Annotated in this window: 11 protein-coding genes; all 11 read left to right on the plus strand. The window is 40.6% G+C overall.

The window, feature by feature from the left end; all coding sequences use genetic code 11:
- The first annotated feature begins 13 nt into the window (after positions 1–13).
- The 11 genes from O6P32_RS03015 (at position 14) to mutL (ending at position 18,975) form a co-directional block, all read left to right on the plus strand.
- Positions 14–2,149, plus strand: coding sequence for a GH92 family glycosyl hydrolase (locus O6P32_RS03015; RefSeq protein WP_269876729.1), 2,136 nt, complete (start codon positions 14–16; stop codon positions 2,147–2,149).
- Positions 2,150–2,197: 48 nt separating this feature from the next.
- Positions 2,198–4,882 (plus strand): glycoside hydrolase family 38 N-terminal domain-containing protein, encoded by a 2,685-nt coding sequence (locus O6P32_RS03020; RefSeq protein WP_269876730.1) that lies wholly within the window; start codon positions 2,198–2,200, stop codon positions 4,880–4,882.
- On the plus strand, positions 4,879–7,260 hold the full coding sequence (locus O6P32_RS03025) for a GH92 family glycosyl hydrolase (RefSeq protein WP_269876731.1): 2,382 nt from the start codon (positions 4,879–4,881) through the stop codon (positions 7,258–7,260). Before O6P32_RS03020 ends, O6P32_RS03025 begins: the two co-directional genes overlap by 4 nt.
- 13 nt (positions 7,261–7,273) lie before the next feature.
- Positions 7,274–9,598 (plus strand): GH92 family glycosyl hydrolase, encoded by a 2,325-nt coding sequence (locus O6P32_RS03030; protein WP_269876733.1) that lies wholly within the window; start codon positions 7,274–7,276, stop codon positions 9,596–9,598.
- A gap of 339 nt (positions 9,599–9,937) precedes the next feature.
- Complete coding sequence (gene guaB / locus O6P32_RS03035; RefSeq protein WP_269876736.1) at positions 9,938–11,413, plus strand: IMP dehydrogenase; 1,476 nt, start codon at positions 9,938–9,940, stop codon at positions 11,411–11,413.
- A gap of 165 nt (positions 11,414–11,578) precedes the next feature.
- Positions 11,579–12,784: a peptidylprolyl isomerase gene (locus O6P32_RS03040; RefSeq protein ID WP_269876738.1), complete on the plus strand. Its 1,206-nt coding sequence runs from the start codon at positions 11,579–11,581 to the stop codon at positions 12,782–12,784.
- 38 nt (positions 12,785–12,822) lie between these two features.
- Positions 12,823–13,668 (plus strand): peptidylprolyl isomerase, encoded by an 846-nt coding sequence (locus O6P32_RS03045; protein ID WP_269876740.1) that lies wholly within the window; start codon positions 12,823–12,825, stop codon positions 13,666–13,668.
- A gap of 8 nt (positions 13,669–13,676) precedes the next feature.
- Complete coding sequence (locus tag O6P32_RS03050; RefSeq protein WP_269876742.1) at positions 13,677–15,053, plus strand: peptidylprolyl isomerase; 1,377 nt, start codon at positions 13,677–13,679, stop codon at positions 15,051–15,053.
- A gap of 25 nt (positions 15,054–15,078) precedes the next feature.
- Positions 15,079–16,767 (plus strand): OstA-like protein, encoded by a 1,689-nt coding sequence (locus O6P32_RS03055; protein ID WP_269876743.1) that lies wholly within the window; start codon positions 15,079–15,081, stop codon positions 16,765–16,767.
- 2 nt (positions 16,768–16,769) lie between these two features.
- Complete coding sequence (locus tag O6P32_RS03060) at positions 16,770–17,066, plus strand: hypothetical protein (protein WP_269876745.1); 297 nt, start codon at positions 16,770–16,772, stop codon at positions 17,064–17,066.
- 10 nt (positions 17,067–17,076) lie between these two features.
- On the plus strand, positions 17,077–18,975 hold the full coding sequence (mutL, locus tag O6P32_RS03065) for a DNA mismatch repair endonuclease MutL (RefSeq protein ID WP_269876746.1): 1,899 nt from the start codon (positions 17,077–17,079) through the stop codon (positions 18,973–18,975).
- Positions 18,976–19,068: the final 93 nt, after the last annotated feature.

A 19,068-nucleotide genomic window follows, 5' to 3' on the forward strand; every position in this document is an offset into this window, starting at 1 on the left:
AGAGCAAACAATCATGAAGGTGAGAATATACTTGTTAATGCTTATTGTTTTATTCAGTGTGTCTTGTACTTTAAATCAGAATACGACAAATCAAATGAATTATTCATCGTTGGTTGATACACGTATAGGAACTGTTGGTAGACTTGGAATTGATGGGTTAGCTTCTGGGTTTACCTATCTAGGAGCAACTTATCCTTTCGGTATGATGCAATTAACGCCGACCCATTTTGCTCCTCAGGATGGTATTGTGGTAAATCAAATTTCAGGAGGTGGTTGTCCTGAAATGGGAAATTTTCCTTTAATTGCATTTAATGGTCCATTGAAAGTTTCTCCAAATGATATGAAAGGTTTTCCTTTTTATAAAGAGATATTATCTTCTGAGGCAGGTTATCTTTCTTTGGAATATCCTGATAATGTAGTCTGTGAAATAACCGTATCTAAGCGTAGTGGTGTTTATCGGGTTACTTTCTTGGAATCAGCAAAAGAAGGAACGGTTATTATAGGAAGTGGTATTAGTTCTACTTCTTTAACGAATGCGTTGGTGAAAATTACTTCATCAACGACATGTGAAGGATATGCTGAAGGAGGGGAGTTTTGTGGATATCCAACCGATTATCGTATCTTTTTTGCAGCCGAGTTTAATGTGCCGGCTAAAGAGATGGGAACTTGGAAACAAAATGATGTTAAACAAGATCGTTTATGTATTGGAGGGGTAAATACTGGAGCCTTCTTTACTTTTGATACTTCTGAAAATCACTCAGTGGAATATAAGGTAGCAATCTCTTATGTTTCGATAGAAAATGCCCGTGAAAATTTAAGACAAGATAATAATGGACGTAGTTTTGATCAGGTATTATCTGATACACGTTTAGAATGGAATAAACGTTTAGGTAGAATAGAAGTAAGTGGTGATGCAGATCGCATGAAACAATTTTATACACATTTTTATCATGCAATGATTCATCCCAGTGTATTTAGTGATGTGAATGGAGAATATATGGGGGCTGATTGGAATGTACATAAGGTTTCTGAAGGCCACGATTATTATTCTATATTTAGCGCTTGGGATACATATCGTACGCAATGTCAATTGTTGGCAATGCTGTATCCTGATGAAAGTTCTGATATGATGCAATCTTTGGTTGAGTTTGCTGAACAGAGTGGAGGATATGGACGATGGATATTAGCTAACATAGAAACGGGAGTTATGCATGGTGATCCTACATCAATTATTATATCCAACTCATATGCTTTTGGAGCACGCAATTTTGATGTTGCTAAAGCTTACCAATATATGCGTAAAGGGGCATTAATTCCAGGAACTTATTCACAAAATGTGGAGGTACGTCCGGGGCTAAAAACTTATATTGAGAAGGGTATAGAGGATGCTTCTCTCTGTTTGGAATATACGTCTGCAGATTACGCAATAGGTCAATTTGCTTTACAGGCAATGAAGAATGAAGAAGATGCTACCTTTTTTATGGCACGTGCTAAAAACTGGAAGAATTTATATGATCCTTCTACTAGATGGCTACGTTCTCGTGATTCCCATGATTTAAGCTGGAAACATCCGGATGCTGATTGGCGTGAAGCGACTAAAGAAAATTATTTTTGGATGGTTCCATTTGATTTGCAAACATTGATTGATACCATAGGAGGAAAACAAAAAGCAGAAAAACGTCTAGACTCTCTGTTTGTTAGGATAGATGCTAGTTATGACGATCATTTCTTTGCTGCAGGTAATGAACCTGATTTTCAGGTTCCTTGGATTTATAATTGGGTAAAACCTGATAAGACATCTGCTATTGTTTCGCGTATATTGAAAGAAGCTTATAACTCAACAGCATCGGGTTTACCTGGTAATGATGATTGTGGTGCCATGGGAGCCTGGTATGTCTTTGCCTCAATCGGAATGTATCCTATGATACCGGGTGTTGGAGGATTTAGCTTGAACATGCCGCAATTTTCAGATATTCGGGTTACTCTTCCAGAAGGAGTTTTGCAAATAAAAGGAGGGGTTGATGGTGAATGCATTGGCTCTATAATTCTTAATGGAGTAGAGCATACATCTGTATGGTTGGATTGGGAACAATTAAGAAAAGGGGGGGATATAGTGTATACACCAAAGAAATTATATACTGATAATTAATGGAATATTGGATGCAAATAAATCATATAGAATCACACTTTTAGCACTATGAAAAAACTGTATTTAGCTGTATTGGGGCTATGCTCGTTGACTGCTGCACATGCACAGTTCGAGAATAAGTTGTATACTTGCGATAAGGAAACATATTCGCTGTTGAAAAATCTGTCCGAGTCACAACTTGGAAAGGGGAGTATTTATCTGTTTACGACCACACATCAGGATTTGGCCTGGTTGGATCATATTGATGCGTGTATTGCAGACCGTGATACATTGTGGCTGACTCCTTTCTTGGAACGTCTGCAGGAAGACCCTACCTTTAAGATGGATATCGAACAAACTTCTATTGTGATGGAGTATTTGCACCGGCATCCCGAATCGAAGCCTCTGTTCGATAAATATATAAAGGAAGGACGTATCTGTATTGGCGGTACTTTTATTCAGCCTTACGAAGAAATGTATGCCGGAGAGTCGTTGGCACGACAATTTTATTTGGGAGCACGTTGGCTGAAAAAAAACTTCGACGGATATCAGACTTTGTCGTACTTCAATGTGGATGTGCCGGGGCGCACGCTGCAAATGCCACAGATTATGAAAAAAGCAGGAGTCGATAATCTCGTCATCAGTCGTCATGAAAGAGGGTTGTTTTACTGGAAGGCCCCCGATGGGTCGAAAGTCCGGACTTATACCCCGGGCCATTATATTTATTTCTATAACGTAATGGCCAAGGAAGATACAGCTGCAGTAAAAGAAATTGGAAAAGAGGCTGTACTGTGGTATACTAAATACAATGATGTGAAGAAAGCACATACCGTGATGCCGGCCATGCTGAATTACGAATTGAAGTGGGACCAGAAGCCTGTAAAAAATACACCGGTGTTTATTGATAAGTGGAATCAGGTAGAATATATCCGCCAGTATGGAGAGAGAAAGTGGGAAAAAGTAAACCTTCCGAAATTTGAATATGCTACTGCTGATAACTTTTTCAATGCTTTAGACTTGTCTACACAGAACCTGCCCGAAATTTACGGTGAGCGTCCTAATGTATGGCTCTATATCCACGGGCCTTCGCACGAACAGGCTATTACCAAGAGCAGAGAAGCAGACCGGATGTTACCGGCTGCAGAGGCTTTGTCGGCTTCGCGGGCATTGGTAGAAGGAACATTTAATGCTTATCCGGTAGAGCGGCTCAATGAGGCATGGAAAGCTAAAATTTACCCCGACCATGGCTGGGGAGGTAATGGCGGAGTAATGACCGACAATGAATTTCGCCGTAAGTTTGAATTTGCATATGCAGAAGCCAAGGATATGATTTCCGATCAGGCCGGTTTCCTTGCTGCATCTGTCAAAACACAGCAGGAAAAAGGACGTCCGGTGGTGTTGTTCAATACCCTGTCGTTTGCCCGTAATGTACCGGCTGAGGTGCCTGTACGTTTTGAAGAAGGATATGCCCGTGGGCTTGTCTTGACTTCTTCCGATGGGGGAAAGATACCGGTTCAATTGTCAGAAGTTACGCATTATGCCGATGGCAGTATCGAATCGGCTGTATTGCATTTTGTGGCGGAAACGCCTTCTATGGGGTTGAATACTTATTATGTTAATCCTTCGGATGAGGCTGTGCAGGTATCGCATCAGGCAGAAGATAATCAGTTGGAAAACCGTTTCTATAAGATTGAATTAGTGAAGGGAGGTATTCGTCAGATTTGGGATAAGGAGTTGAACCAACCGTTGCTTCAAACCGATAAGTTTATGGGAGGAGAGATTATAACCATGCGCTCTTTTGGCAATGGAGCCGGTGAGTTTGATGCAGTGCAGCAGCCGGATATGGAAGGCTTTGACAAGACCACTCTTCATGCGGCCGACTGGGAGATGGTAGAGAACGGTCCTGTTTATACTTCTTATAAAATGCGTACTCCAATTCGTCATGCAGTAGTAGAACAGGTAATACGGGTATACCATGATGTCAAGCGGATTGACTTCGATGTTGATTTGTTGAACTGGGAAGGAGTGATGTACCGTGAGTTCCGTATGATGATACCACTGGCCTTGAACCAGGCTGAAGTGTCGTACGAAGTACCTTATGGCGCACTTACAGTAGGTAAGGATGAAATGCCGGGAGCAGCAGGCGAACGTTATTATGTAGAGAACAGTAAACAGCACCCACGAGGCATCGGCAATTGGATTAGTGCTTCTTCTGGAAAAGTTGCGGTCACCTTGTCGTCTTCTGTGGCAGTAGCCGATTATATTGATCCAACCGAAAATCCGGTCGGTTATACCATCTTGCAACCGATACTGATGGCTTCCCGCCAGAGTTGCCACTATCAGGGTAATTCTTATTTCCAGCCGGGAGACCATTCTTTCCGTTTTTCATTGACTTCTCACGAGAGTGGAAGCATTGCACGCGAGGAACAGGGTGTATCTGCCAATGAATCTTTAGTGGCTGTATATCAGCCTGTTCAACAGAAAAATGCCGCGCTGGCAGAACAGACTTCATTCTTGACTACGAATAATTCTCTTGTAAAGGTAACTGCATTCAAAAAATGTGAAGACGATAATTCTTTTATTGTTCGTCTGTACAACACTTCTGCAGAAGAACAAAAGGTGAAACTCGAATGCATGGGACAGGCTTTCGATTTGATTAAGACTAATCTGATTGAAGAGGAAATCCAGCCGGAAAATGAAATTGTACTGGGTAAATATGCGATTGAAACTTATAAACTGAAAATGAAAAAATGAAAAAGATGAAAATACAGCCGAAGAAAGTTTTAGCCTTGTTGGGGATGGCTTGTTTGTTGGCTTCGTGTCAAGGGCAGAAGCAACTGACAGAAACTCCAGCCGAATCGTTGACGCAATATGTTAATCCGCTGATTGGTACAGCGCATTGCCGGTGGTTTCATTTTGCTCCAGGTGCACTGCCTTTTGGTTTGGCCAAGCCGGCATCAGCAACTAATGCAAGTGTAGGTAATAAAGGAGGTTGGGAGGCAACTGGCTATGATTACAGAGATACTTCGATAGAGGGCTTTCCCTGTTTGCATGAATTTCAGGTTGGAGGTATCGTGCTGATGCCTACCACAGGGAATTTGGTAACTGTACCGGGGCCTGTCAACTCTAAAGGAGAAGGGTATCGGTCTTCTTTCGATCATGCTGATGAAATCGCACGTCCGGGTTATTACTCTGTCTTGCTGAAGGATTATAATATAAAAGCGGAACTGACTGCTACCCAGCGTGTGGCTTGTATGCGATTTACTTTCCCGGAAGGAAAGCAAAGTAATGTTTTGTTTGATATAGGTAATCGTCAGGGAGAAAGCGGACCGGTATTGGATGCCGAAGTGAATGTCGTAGAGAATGGATTGGTTGAAGGATGGGTAGAGACTTTGCCCTTATATTGCGACAAATATCAAAAGGGGGCCAGTATCAAAATGTATTTCTCTGCTGAAATGGACAAGAAGCCTGTGGCTTCGGGAACCTTCCTGAAAGAGAAGATTTTTAAAAATCAGAAAAGCATAAAAGGAGTGGGAGCCGGGGCTTATCTGACATATGAAACCGGACAGGGAGAAGAGGTGACTGCCAAAGTGGGCCTTTCGTATACTTCTGTGGAGAATGCAAGAATGAACAGAGAGGTGGAAACCGAACGGGGAAAATTATCTTTCGATGATGTGAAAGAATTGTCTAATCGGACTTGGGAGGACTATTTAGGACGTATTCGTGTAGAAACCAGCTCGAAAGAAGATAAAGTGAAATTTTACACAGGCTTGTATCATGCAATTTTGGGACGAGGATTGGCCAGTGATGTAAATGGAGCTTATCCGAAGAATGACGGTACGATAGGACAACTTCCGATGAAAGATGGGAAACCTGCGTTCTCGTTCTACAATACCGATGGTATATGGGGCGGCCAGTGGGGACTGGTACAGGTATGGGCTTTGGCTTATCCTGACTATCTTTCGGATTATGTGAGTACGCATGTGCAGGTGTATAAGGATGCAGGCTGGATGGGCGATGGTATTGCCAATAGCCGTTATGTATCGGGAGTGGGAACCAATCAGTTGGGTAATGTGATTGCGGCTGCTTATTTGTGCGGTATTCGTGATTTTGATGTAGAGGCAGCTTATCAGGCAGCGCGAAAGAATGAACTGGATGGAACAAACCGTCCGATGGGAGCCGGAAAACTGGATACCGATAAATTCTTGAAATACGGATATGTACCTCATTTGGATAAAGGTCCATGGCCCGATGAATCGTGGATGTTCTCTGCTTCTCATACATTGGAGTATTCGTTTGGTGCCTATGCTGTGGCACAAATGGCTAAAGATATGGGTAAGCAGAAAGATTATGAACGTTTAATGGAATTGTCCAAAGGTTGGGAGAAAATATATGATTCGGAATTGAATCTGATCCGTCCGCGTTGGGAAAATGGAGAGTTTATCGGTGATTTCGACCCGATGCAGGTCTGGAGAGGATTTCAGGAGGGAAATGCATATCAGTATACATTCTATGTACCTCACAATCCAAAAGGTTTGATTGCCAAGATGGGTGCAGAGGAGTTTACAGCCCGTTTGGACAGTATTTTTACATGGTCTCAGGATAAACTGTTCAGTGGAGGTACGACTGTTGATGCTTTCTCTGGTTTGCAGACGTATTACAATCAGGGAAATGAGCCTTGTTTGCATATCTCATGGCTGTTCAATGAGGCTGGACGTCCGTCTTTGACTCAGAAGTGGGTACGTGCTATCTTGGATGAATTTTATGGAACCGACGGTATTCATGGTTATGGATATGGACAGGATGAAGACCAAGGACAGTTGGGAGCCTGGTATGTAATTTCTTCGCTGGGAATCTTTGATGTGGCCGGTTTGGGTAATATCAATCCTCAGTTTGCTTTGGGTAGCCCGAAGTTCGATAAGGTTACTATTCAACTTGATTCTACTTATTATAAGGGAAAAGAGTTTGTCATTGAAACGGTGAATAACAGCCAGACTAACAAATATGCTCAAAAGTATATGTGGAATGGTGAACCGCTTTCTTCTTTATACATACCTTTCCGTAAAGTAACCGAAGGAGGCACTTTAAGGGTAGAGATGGGTAGTGAGCCAAAAGACCAGTATGGAAACTAAAAAGAGGACAAATATGGTATTTAAAAAGAACAGGACAATTCTGGTGGGATGTTCTATCCTGCTGTTGAATCTGAGTGTTTATTCTTGTCGGTCTGATGAGGAAAAAAGGGATTATACAATTTGGGTAAATCCTTTTATCGGTACATTGCATGAGGGGCATTGCTCTCCTGGAGCTACGGTGCCGATGGGGATGGTGCAACCTGGTCCAGAATCACATACAACATATTATAACGGTTATGAGATGGATCATGTTGTCGGGTATCAGTATACTGATTCACTTTTGAAAGGGTTTACCCAAACTCATTTGAATGGAGTCGGCTGCCCGGCAATGTCAGATATATTATTGATGCCTTTTTCACGTAATGTGAATGGCAGTGATTCACCGGAAGCTTATTATTCGGATTATGATAAAAATTCCGAAGTGGCAGCTCCTGGTTATTATGCAGTTCATTTGTGGAAGAATGATGTAAAGGTTGAATTGACAGCTTCTCCGCATGTAGCTTATCATCAATATTGTTTTGGGACGCCTGTTGCGCATGTATTGGTGGATTTACAATATGGAGTAAACTGGAACGTAAATGAATTAAATCGGTTAGTGTTAGAATCCTCAGAACAGTTTGATGATGATTTTACTTTGTCCGGATACCGACAAGTGAATGACTGGACAACCCGAAAAATTTATTATACAATTAAATTTGATAAACGAATTGTAAATAAGAAATTGCTAGAAGCAAAAAACGGAGAGAAAGCAAAGCGTTTTGTTCTATCGTTTGATATGGGGACTGATTCGATTTTGCAGGCTAAAGTAGCTTTATCTACTACCGGAATCGAAGGTGCTAAGAAAAATATGGACACAGAAGTTCCCAATTGGGATTGCTTCACAGAAGTTAGAAATGCAGCAAAGGAGAAATGGAATACGCTGTTGGCTGGAGTAGATATACAGGGCACCGAAGAGCAAATGGTTTCGTTTTATACTTCATTGTATCATCTGTATATCCAGCCTAATAATATTGCGGATGTGGATGGTACTTATCGGGCGGAAAATGATTCGATATATTGTTCTCGTGATAAAAAATTCTATTCTACGTTTTCGCTTTGGGATACATTCAGGGCTGTCCATCCAATGTATACTATCTTGATACCCGATTCTGTGAAAGGATTTGTCAATTCACTTATGGAAGCTTATAGTCATAAGCCGGTAGATTCTTCCTGTGAGACAGAAGTTAACAAATATCTTCCTCGATGGGGATTATGGGGTAGAGAAACAAATACAATGATAGCCAATCATGCGGTACCTGTTCTTGTGGAAGCTTATTGCAAAGGATTGCTTCCTGACACATATTCATTGTATGATATTTTTCAGGCAATTTATACTTCTGTATCAAAACCACATTACCGAAATCATACGAAGTTAATAGATAAGTATGGTTATATACCTTACGATGTACAACTTTCGTCGTTTGATGATGGACGTGAAACGGTATCACGATTATTAGAAGGTATTTATGATGATTATTGTGTTGGGATAATGGCTCAGGACTTGAAAGAAGATACTGTAGTGCGTCATATGGCTCAAAGAGCGGATTATTATAAGAATGTATATAATCCGAAAACGGGTTTTATGTGTGGTCGAAATGCGGAAGGAGAGTTTAAAACGGAAGACCCAACAGAAGTGGTGGGAGAATGGTTGTCTCAATCATCTTATACTGAGGGAAATTCTTGGCATTATTTGTTTCATGTATTGCATGATGTTCCAGGTATGATTAATCTGATGGGAGGAGAGGTACATTTTGCAGAAAAATTGGATTCCATGTTTTACGCAGCGCAGAGTCCGGAAGTGAAAACGTTGCAGTGGAAGATCTTGGGTACTTTGGGACAGTATTGGCATGGAAATGAACCTTGCCATCATATTCCTTATTTATATAAATTTACGGATGAGGGATATAAAGCTGATGCCATATTAAATTATCTGACGACGGAGTTTTATAAAAATGCTCCCGATGGATTAAAAGGAAATGATGATTGTGGGCAGATGTCGGCATGGTATATGTTTGCTTCTTTAGGCTTTTATCCGCTCGATCCTGTAAGTGGGCAATTTATTTTAGGAGCACCACAACTTGATGGAGCTTCTATCCGTGTAAGGGGGGAGCGGTACTTTACAGTAAAGGTAAAAAAGACATCTTCCGATTGTATATTTGTGAAAGAGATTTATTTGAATGATAAATTGTTGGATAGGCCTTTTATTACGTACAAGGAAATTATGGATGGAGGTGAATTGTATTTTGTGATGGAAGAGCGGCCTGATAAGGATGCGTTAATGAGTTTCACAGTGCGATAAGTGCTTGTCTTTTTAAAGAAGACTGCTGTGTGGAAATATTATATATCCACACAGCAGTCTTTATTTTTACCAATAGATATAGAAAGAATGTTTTTCGGGAATCTGTTAGCAGTTGTGCAGCATGGATAAAACGTGTTTTTGCTCCTCGTACGCTGACACAAGATATTTTGTTGTTTAATAAAGAAATAGTATTGCTTGGATATAGAAATGTCAGTCATTATTCTATAATTTACGATGCAAACCTGTAGTTTAAATAACATAAAAAAGTTTTTCTGCATTTTTATAAATCGGAGAAAATATGTATATTTGCACGCAATAAAATCTAAAGCATAAAGCCCTATGTCATTTATTGCAGATAAAGTTGTAATGGATGGATTGACTTACGATGACGTATTGTTAATCCCTGCCTATTCTGAAGTATTACCTAAAGCTGTCGAACTCTCGACAAAGTTTTCACGCAACATTGATTTGAAAATTCCGTTTGTAACCGCTGCCATGGATACTGTTACCGAGGCACAGATGGCTATTGCCATTGCTCGTGAAGGAGGTATCGGTGTAATCCACAAGAACATGTCTATAGAAGAACAGGCTCGTCAGGTAGCAATTGTAAAACGTGCCGAAAACGGTATGATTTACGATCCGGTTACCATAAAGAGAGGCTCTACTGTAAAGGACGCATTGGATATCATGGCTGAATATAAGATTGGAGGTATTCCGGTAGTAGATGATGAAAACTATTTGGTTGGTATCGTAACTAATCGTGACCTTCGTTTTGAGCAGGATATGACAAAGCGTATCGATGAGGTAATGACAAAAGAAAACATTGTAACTACCGATCAGGCTACCGATATGGAGACTGCCTCAAAGATTCTGCAGGAAAATAAGATTGAAAAACTGCCGGTTGTAGATAAAGATGGTAAATTGGTAGGTTTGATTACTTATAAAGATATTACAAAGGCAAAAGATAAACCGATGGCCTGCAAGGACGATAAAGGACGTTTGCGTGTAGCTGCCGGTGTAGGTGTAACTGCCGATACATTGCAACGTATGGAAGCTTTGGTAAATGCCGGAGCAGATGCTATTGTAATTGATACAGCACATGGTCATTCTTTGTCTGTAATTGAAAAATTGAAAGAAGCAAAGAAACGTTTCCCGGATATTGATATTGTAGTAGGTAACATTGCTACTGGAGAAGCTGCTAAAGCCTTGGTTGAGGCTGGTGCAGATGCAGTGAAAGTGGGTATCGGCCCGGGATCTATCTGTACAACTCGTGTGGTAGCAGGTGTAGGTGTTCCTCAGTTGACTGCTGTATACGATGTTGCTAAGGCTTTGGAAGGTACAGGTGTTCCTTTGATTGCTGATGGTGGATTGCGTTATTCTGGTGATGTGGTGAAAGCATTGGCTGCCGGAGGTTACTCTGTTATGATTGGTTCACTGGTAGCTGGAACAGAAGAATCACCGGGTGATACAATTATCTTCAACGGACGTAAGTTTAAGTCTTATCGTGGTATGGGATCGCTGGAAGCAATGGAAAATGGTTCAAAAGACCGTTACTTCCAGGGGGGTACTACTGATGTGAAGAAATTGGTTCCGGAAGGTATTGCTGCTCGTGTTCCTTATAAGGGAAGTTTGTACGAAGTAATCTACCAGTTGGTGGGTGGTTTGCGTGCCGGTATGGGATATTGTGGTGCTCATAATATTACAGAACTTCATAATGCGAAGTTTACTCGTATCACTAATGCAGGTGTATTGGAAAGCCATCCTCACGATGTAGCTATTACTAGCGAGGCTCCTAACTATAGCCGTCCGCAATAAGGATAGAATTATATTATAGTTTTATATATTTGTCATCCTGAATAAAGCGTGACCTTTATTGTTTGAATAAAGGCGTCCGTTTTGTTCAGGATGGCTTGTTCATAGAGGAATATTAGACTGATTATGTGGAAACGGACTTTATCATGTGGAATATTGTTATTGTTCATGGCATGTTTGGCTTATGGAGAAAACAATGAGGTCTTGTTACGTGTCAACGGAGAAAATGTGACAACAAATGAGTTTGGCCGTTACTTGAAAAAATATGCGGCTTATCATCATCGTGTGAAACCACAGGATTATCTGAGTGATTTTGTCCTTTTCAAATTGAAAGTAACAGATGCATTAATGCATCGATGGGATACATTGCCTGACTTTAAACGCCAGTATATGGCTCTTCGGGAGGACTTGTTGAAACAGAATAGCAAGTATCAGAAGAGTGTGGAACTGGAAGAAAAAATAGGCTTTTCGTGTCTGACTTTACCGCTACCACAACGGGGGAGTAAACAGGAAGAGGCAAAAGCTTGTGCATGTATGGATTCTGTATATGCTTTTTTACGTCAGGGAGGTTCTTTCGATGATATTGCTGCTCGATGGGCAGAGCGGATAGATTACAGGAAAGAGGTATGGGAGTCTGAGGTCTGTTTGCTGAATGAGTTTAAAGAGCAGTTGTCTGTACTTCAGGTAGGAAATTTTTCTTCTCCTTTTTTCTCTCCGATGGGGCTTCATATTATTCGCTTCTTGGGACGTAAGGAAGGAAATGTTGTTACTCCGGTAAAATATCCTCAGACAGAAGAGGAAGAAACTCTATATTGGAAAGAAATATACGATGGTTTATTGGCTTCGTATTGGGACAGGCGAGTAAAGGTTTTGCCCGATGAACTTCCTCAGCAGGAATTGGAGGATTACTTTTACCGGAACCGCAAAAAGTATGAATGGGAATTTCCTCATTTTAAGGGAGCTGTTGTACATTGTTCCAATAAAAAGGTTGCTTCGAAGATAAAGAAGCGTTTAAAGAAACTTCCTATGGAGCAATGGGCGGATGAACTGTCACGTTGGGGAAAGTCTGACTCTATTTTCCGCTCGGAGATAGAAGTGGGATTATTTCAGATAGGAACGAATGCATATGTCGATAAACTCTCTTTTAAGTGTGGAGAGTATCCTGTACATCCTCGTTATGCTTATTCATTTGTTATGGGAAAACGGTTGAAGAAGGGGCCGGACAGTTATCGGGATGTATACGATGAGGTTGTTAAAGATTTTCGGAAAGAAAAAGAAACAGTCTTTTTGGAAAATCTGATGCAGCGTTTTCATGTAGAAATAAAGCAAGACGTTTTAAAAACAGTTAATTGTGACAGAAATAATGAAGAATAATGTATCTTCGTTCACTAATTTATAGGTAATTGAAATAAATGACAAAATTAAGTATAGTCGTAGCCGGATTAATCACATTGGCAGGGTGTAGCCAGGCGGTAGACCACAATGGAAAAACTCCATTGGTGGGTATCGGGAAGGACTTCCTTTATAAGGAGGACTTGGAGGCAGTAATACCTGTGGGGTTAAGAGGGGAAGACAGTACTTCTTTTGCTAAGAAATATATACATAATTGGGTAGAAGAAACTCTTCTTTTCCAAAAAGCAGAAGGGAATATACCTAATAGCCGGAAAATTGATGAACAGGTTGCTTCCTATCGGAAAGCTTTGATTATGCATACTTACCAGGAGGAATTGGTGAATCAGCAGCTTGGTACAGAAATTACAGAAGAGGAAATCGAAAAGTATTACCAGCAGAATGTGGGTATGTTTCGTGCAGATCAGCCTTATGTTCAGGGCCTATTCTTGAAAGTCCCGGTTAATACCCCTCAGTTAAATAGGGTACGTTTATGGTATAAAAGTAGTTCGGCAGATGCGATAGATAAACTGGAAAAATTCAGTATTGGGCATGCTGTTAGTTATGATTACTTTTATGATGCCTGGAAACCTGTAGCTGAACTGTCTGTAAAATTGCCTTTGAAGCAGTTGGATACAGACTTGGAGTATTTGGATCGTAACCGAAACATAGAATTGAAAGATTCTGCTTTTTGTTATTTCTTGCATGTGGAAAAATTCTTACCGCAAGGTCAGCAATTGCCGTTGGAGTATGCCAAAGGTGAAATAAAAGAGATATTAATTAATTTGAAGCGAGTTGCCTTTATTAATCGGATGAAAAACGATTTGTATCAGGACGCTTTGGAAAATAACGATGTAATTTATTATTAGAATCCAAAATGAATAAATGTAAGTTTGTCAGAACCTGTGTGTGTCTGCTCCTGTTGTGTGTAGGTGTTTCTGCTTACGGACAGGATAATGTGATAGACGAAGTAGTGTGGGTGGTAGGAGATGAGGCTATCCTGAAATCGGATGTAGAAAACGAACGTTTGAATGCCCAATATGAAAATCGTCGTTTCGAAGGAGATCCTTATTGTGTGATACCTGAAGAGTTGGCTGTGCAGAAATTGTTTTTGCACCAGGCTGAAATTGACAGTGTGGTCGTTTCAGATCAGGAAGTCCTTCAGCAGGTGGAAGCACGTACAGCGTGGCTGATTGATCAGATTGGATCGAAAGAAAAAATGGAGGAGTACTATAACAAGACTTCTACCCAGATTCGTGAAATGCTTCGTGAGAATATCCGCGATGGACTTACCGTGCAGCAAATGCAGCAGAAAATTGTTGGTGATATTAAACTGACTCCGGCTGAAGTGAGAAACTATTTTAGTAAGTTGCCACAAGATAGTATCCCTTTTGTCCCCACTCAGGTAGAAGTGCAGATCATCACGCAGGAGCCTAAAATACCGGAAGAAGAAATAGAACGAGTGAAAGCCCAGTTGCGTGAATTTACTGAACGTATAAATAAAGGAGAAACAACTTTCTCTACTTTGGCACGTTTCTATTCAGAAGATCCGGGCTCGGCACGTCGTGGAGGTGAATTTGGATTTACCGGACGTGGAGAGTTGGATCCTGCATTTGCGAATGTGATTTTTAATATGACAGATAATAAGAAGATTTCGAAGGTGTTCGAATCTGAATATGGCTACCACATTGCTCAGTTGATAGAGAAGCGTGGTGACCGTGTAAGTTTCCGTCATATTCTGATAAAACCAAAAGTAGACGAGAAAGATATTAATGCTGCTTTGAGCCGTTTGGATTCGATTGCAGATGATATTCGTAAAGAGAAGTTCTCTTTTGATGATGCTGCTACTTGGATTTCTCAAGATAAAGATACAAGAAACAACCATGGTTTGTTGGCAAATCCTCAGACCAGTACATCTCGTTTTGAAATGCAGCAATTGGCAGGCTTGGTTTCACAAGATTTGGCAAAGGTGGTAGAAGGTATGCAGATTGGTGAAATCTCAAAACCTTTTACTATGATTAATGCAAAAAACGGAAAGCAGGTCTGTGCTATTGTGAAACTGAAGAATCGTATTGATGGTCATAAAGCGACTATTACAGAAGACTATCAGCGTCTGAAGAGCATTGTGACTGCAAAAAGAAGCGAAGAAAAACTCCAAAAGTGGATTGTAGATAAACAGAAGAGTACATATGTACGCATTAATCCTAATTGGAGAAATTGTGATTTTAAATATCCGGGATGGATTAAGAAGTGATAAATCAGCATGTTTATAATACCATATGCTTGAAAAGAAAAATAGAAAATATATTTGGAGCGGGCATAGGGTACTTTTATTAAGTATCCTGTGCCTGTTCGGCTTTTGTCTTTTGGCACAGCAACCGGTGCAGCAAAAAGAAGAACCTCAAGTTGCGACTCAGAAAAAGAAACAGCCTAAGAGTAAGGTTTATTTGATACATTCGGATTTGTTGCGTAAGGATGCCCGACATCCGGATGCACAGGTTGTGGTGGGAAATGTAGTTTTCCGCCACGATAGTGTGTATATGTATTGCGACAGTGCTTATTATTATGATAAAATAAGTTCATTTGAAGCTTTCAGCAATGTGCGTATGGAACAGGGAGATACTTTGTTCCTTTACGGAGATCATCTGTATTATGATGGAAACTCTCAGATTGCAGAGATGCGTATGAATGTGCGTATGGAGAACCGTACCACAACGTTGCTTACAGATAGCTTGAATTATGACAGGGTATTTAATTTAGGCTATTATTTCAATGGAGGTACATTGATGGATGAGCAGAATGTACTGACTTCTGACTGGGGACAATATAACCCTTCGACAAAACAGTCGGTGTTTAATTATGATGTGGAATTGGTAAATGCACAGTTTACCTTGACTTCGGATACATTGCAATATAATACAGCTACCAAAGTGGCCAATATTGTAGGACCTTCGGATATTTGGAGTGATAATAATCATATTTATTCGGAAAAAGGAACTTATAATACTTTTACCGGAAAAGCGTTATTGCTCGATCGTTCTATTTTGATGAATGATGGAAAGCAGTTGACAGGAGATACCTTATATTATGACCGTAATAACGGATTGGGAGAGGCTTTCTGGAACATGGAGTTGAAGGATACGATCAATAAAAACATGATGACGGGTGACTATGGTTATTACAATGAGAAGACCAAATATGCTTTTGCTACGAAACGTGCTGTAGCAATTGATTATTCACAGCGTGATAGCTTATTCTTGCATGCTGATACTTTATTGATGGAAACTTTTGCACTCGATACAGATTCGATGTATCGGGAAATGAGAGCTTTTCATAAAGTCCGTTTTTATCGTGTTGATTTGCAAGGTGTAGCCGATTCTTTGGTCTTTTCTTCGAAAGACAGTTGCTTGACTATGTATAAGGACCCAATCCTTTGGAATAATAATCAGCAGTTGTTGGGGGAAAAGGTGTTGATGTATATGAACGATAGTACAATAGACTGGGCTCATATCGTCAATCAGGCACTTTCGGTAGAAGCACTTGATTCTGCCCGTTACAATCAAGTGACTGGAAAAGAAATGAAGGCATATTTCAAGAATCGTCAGATGTACAAAACAGAAGTGATAGGCTCTGTGCGTGTTGTTTATTATCCGATGGATTCAGACAGTACATTGATTGGAATGAATGTATCAGAGACTAGTAAACTGGATATATATTTGGTAAATCAGCAGTTGGATAAAATGGTGATGAGTCCGAAATCAAATGGTACGCTTTATCCAATGAATCAGATACCTCCAGGTACGGACCGTTTGGAGAATTTCGTATGGTTTGATTATATTCGTCCGTTGAATAAGGAGGATATATTCAACTGGAGGGCTAAAAAAGTTAGCGATCAGTTGAAGAAGAATACGAGAGAACCGGTTGAATTACCAAATCAGCATTTGTTTGACTCCAAAAAGAAACAGTAGCTATGGGAATGTTTACGATGAGAAAACCACGTGCATATCATCATGAATATATATACGTGGATGAGCGAAAAGAAAAATTGCAGAAAATAGAAGAGAATGCCAAGCGCGATTTAGGTATGGTGCCTCCGAAAGAATTTTCTCCAGAAGACATCCGGGGTAAGTTTATAGAAGGTACTACGTATCTGAAACGCCGTAAGGAAAGTGGACGAAAACCGCTGACTTATGGAGCTTTGTTCATCGCTATTGCGGTGTTATTGTATATTTTGCATTATTTGGTGACGGGAGAATTTTCTTTCTAAAAAGATTGTTATGAGCGATGTGATTCGTTTACTGCCCGACTCCGTAGCTAATCAGATTGCGGCGGGCGAGGTGATACAGCGTCCGGCTTCTGTTGTAAAGGAGTTAGTCGAAAATGCGATAGATGCCGGTGCACACCACATTGATGTGTTAGTGACAGATGCCGGCAAGACATGCATTCAGGTGATAGACGATGGAAAAGGTATGTCTGAAACAGATGCCCGATTGGCATTTGAACGTCATGCTACATCCAAGATTCGGGAGGCTGCCGATTTGTTTTCTTTGCGTACTATGGGGTTCCGAGGTGAAGCCTTGGCTTCAATTGCAGCTGTTGCACAAGTTGAATTACGTACTTGTCAAGAGGGAGAACAATTGGGGACTTCTATCATTATTTCCGGTTCTAAAGTAGAGAGTCAGGAAGCTGTGGCATGTGCTAAAGGCAGTAACTTCAGTGTGAAGAATCTCTTTTTCAATATACCTGCACGCCGTAAATTCCTGAAGTCGAATCAAACAGAACTTAGTAATATTCTTACCGAGTTCGAACGTATTGCATTGGTAAATCCTGATGTATCGTTTACTTTACACCATAATGATACGGAAATTCTGAATCTTCCGGCTATTCAACTCCGTCAGCGTATAATGGGTGTTTTTGGGAAAAAGTTGAATCAAGATTTACTCTCTCTTGATATCAATACGACGATGGTGAAGATACATGGTTTTGTTGGAAAACCCGAAACTGCACGTAAGAAAGGGGCACGTCAGTTCTTTTTTGTAAACGGTCGTTACATGCGTCACCCTTATTTCCACAAAGCAGTAGCCGAGGCATATGAAAACCTTATACCTACAGGAGAGCAAATTTCTTATTTTATTTACTTCGAGGTAGATCCTGCCAATATCGATGTGAATATTCATCCTACAAAGACTGAAATTAAGTTCGAGAATGAACAAGCGATTTGGCAGATACTTTCGGCTGCAGTGAAAGAAACATTAGGACGTTTTAATGCAGTTCCTTCTATTGATTTCGATACGGAAGGAAAGCCAGATATTCCAGCGTTCGATTCATTGCCGTATAGTGGGGTAGAGCCTCCGAGAACATCGTATGACCCTTCATACAATCCCTTTAATACCCCTTCACCGGTATCTCCTTCATCCTATTCTTCGGCTTCGTATACTCCTAAGCAGCAGGGAGGGTGGGAGCCGTTCTATCAGGGACTTGATAAAAAGAGTTCGGGTTCAGCTGACTGGCAATATTCTGCTTTCCCAGAAGAAGAAATGCCGGCAGTACCAGTCGAAGAACCTCAGGCTCCATCTTTGTATGATGAACAGCCAGAAGAAGCAATTACAGAAAAAGCAGCTCAACATTATCAGTATAAAGGAAGTTATATTTTGACCTCTGTAAAATCGGGGCTGATGATTATTGATCAGCATCGGGCTCATGTACGTATTTTATACGATCAATATATGGAACAGATGGAGAAATGTCAACATGCTTCACAGCGAATGTTATTCCCCGATATGGTTCATTTTTCACCGGCAGAAGTACCAGTGCTCGAAGAAATAATGGACGATCTTCATGCTTTAGGATTCGATTTGAGTAGCTTGGGCGGTGGTTCGTATGCTATTAATGGAGTACCTGCAGGAATTGAAGGGTTAAATCCGGAAACACTTGTTACCAATATGGTGCAGACTGCTATAGAGAAAGGCTGTAAAGTAAAAGAAGAAGTGCAGAGTATGTTGGCTTTATCGTTGGCTAAGGCTGCAGCTATAGTGGCAGGTCAGGTACTGACAAATGAAGAAATGAATAGTTTGGTAGACGGATTGTTTGCTGTATCCACTCCAAACTATACCCCGGACGGCAAGACTGTTCTGTCAGTACTGAAGGAAGACGATTTGGAGAAACTTTTCAAATAGGCCTATATTCGTACGGAAAAGTAAGAGAAAAACAGTAGAATAATATCAGATAAGTGAAAGGTTCCGCAGTCTTTGAAGCGAAGACTTGCGGAA

The organism is Phocaeicola acetigenes (assembly GCF_027529745.1).
Taxonomy (GTDB): Bacteria; Bacteroidota; Bacteroidia; order Bacteroidales; family Bacteroidaceae; genus Phocaeicola; species Phocaeicola acetigenes.

Bases quoted from the DNA above. Each gene is read 5' to 3' on its own strand.
- O6P32_RS03015 (WP_269876729.1), top strand. From the start codon at position 14: ATGAAGGTGAGAATATACTTGTTAATGCTTATTGTTTTATTCAGTGTG.
- O6P32_RS03045 (WP_269876740.1), top strand. From the start codon at position 12,823: ATGACAAAATTAAGTATAGTCGTAGCCGGATTAATCACATTGGCAGGG.
- O6P32_RS03050 (WP_269876742.1), top strand. From the start codon at position 13,677: ATGAATAAATGTAAGTTTGTCAGAACCTGTGTGTGTCTGCTCCTGTTG.
- mutL (WP_269876746.1), top strand. From the start codon at position 17,077: ATGAGCGATGTGATTCGTTTACTGCCCGACTCCGTAGCTAATCAGATT.
- O6P32_RS03055 (WP_269876743.1), top strand. From the start codon at position 15,079: ATGCTTGAAAAGAAAAATAGAAAATATATTTGGAGCGGGCATAGGGTA.
- O6P32_RS03025 (WP_269876731.1), top strand. From the start codon at position 4,879: ATGAAAAAGATGAAAATACAGCCGAAGAAAGTTTTAGCCTTGTTGGGG.
- O6P32_RS03030 (WP_269876733.1), top strand. From the start codon at position 7,274: ATGGTATTTAAAAAGAACAGGACAATTCTGGTGGGATGTTCTATCCTG.
- guaB (WP_269876736.1), top strand. From the start codon at position 9,938: ATGTCATTTATTGCAGATAAAGTTGTAATGGATGGATTGACTTACGAT.
- O6P32_RS03040 (WP_269876738.1), top strand. From the start codon at position 11,579: ATGGCATGTTTGGCTTATGGAGAAAACAATGAGGTCTTGTTACGTGTC.
- O6P32_RS03060 (WP_269876745.1), top strand. From the start codon at position 16,770: ATGGGAATGTTTACGATGAGAAAACCACGTGCATATCATCATGAATAT.
- O6P32_RS03020 (WP_269876730.1), top strand. From the start codon at position 2,198: ATGAAAAAACTGTATTTAGCTGTATTGGGGCTATGCTCGTTGACTGCT.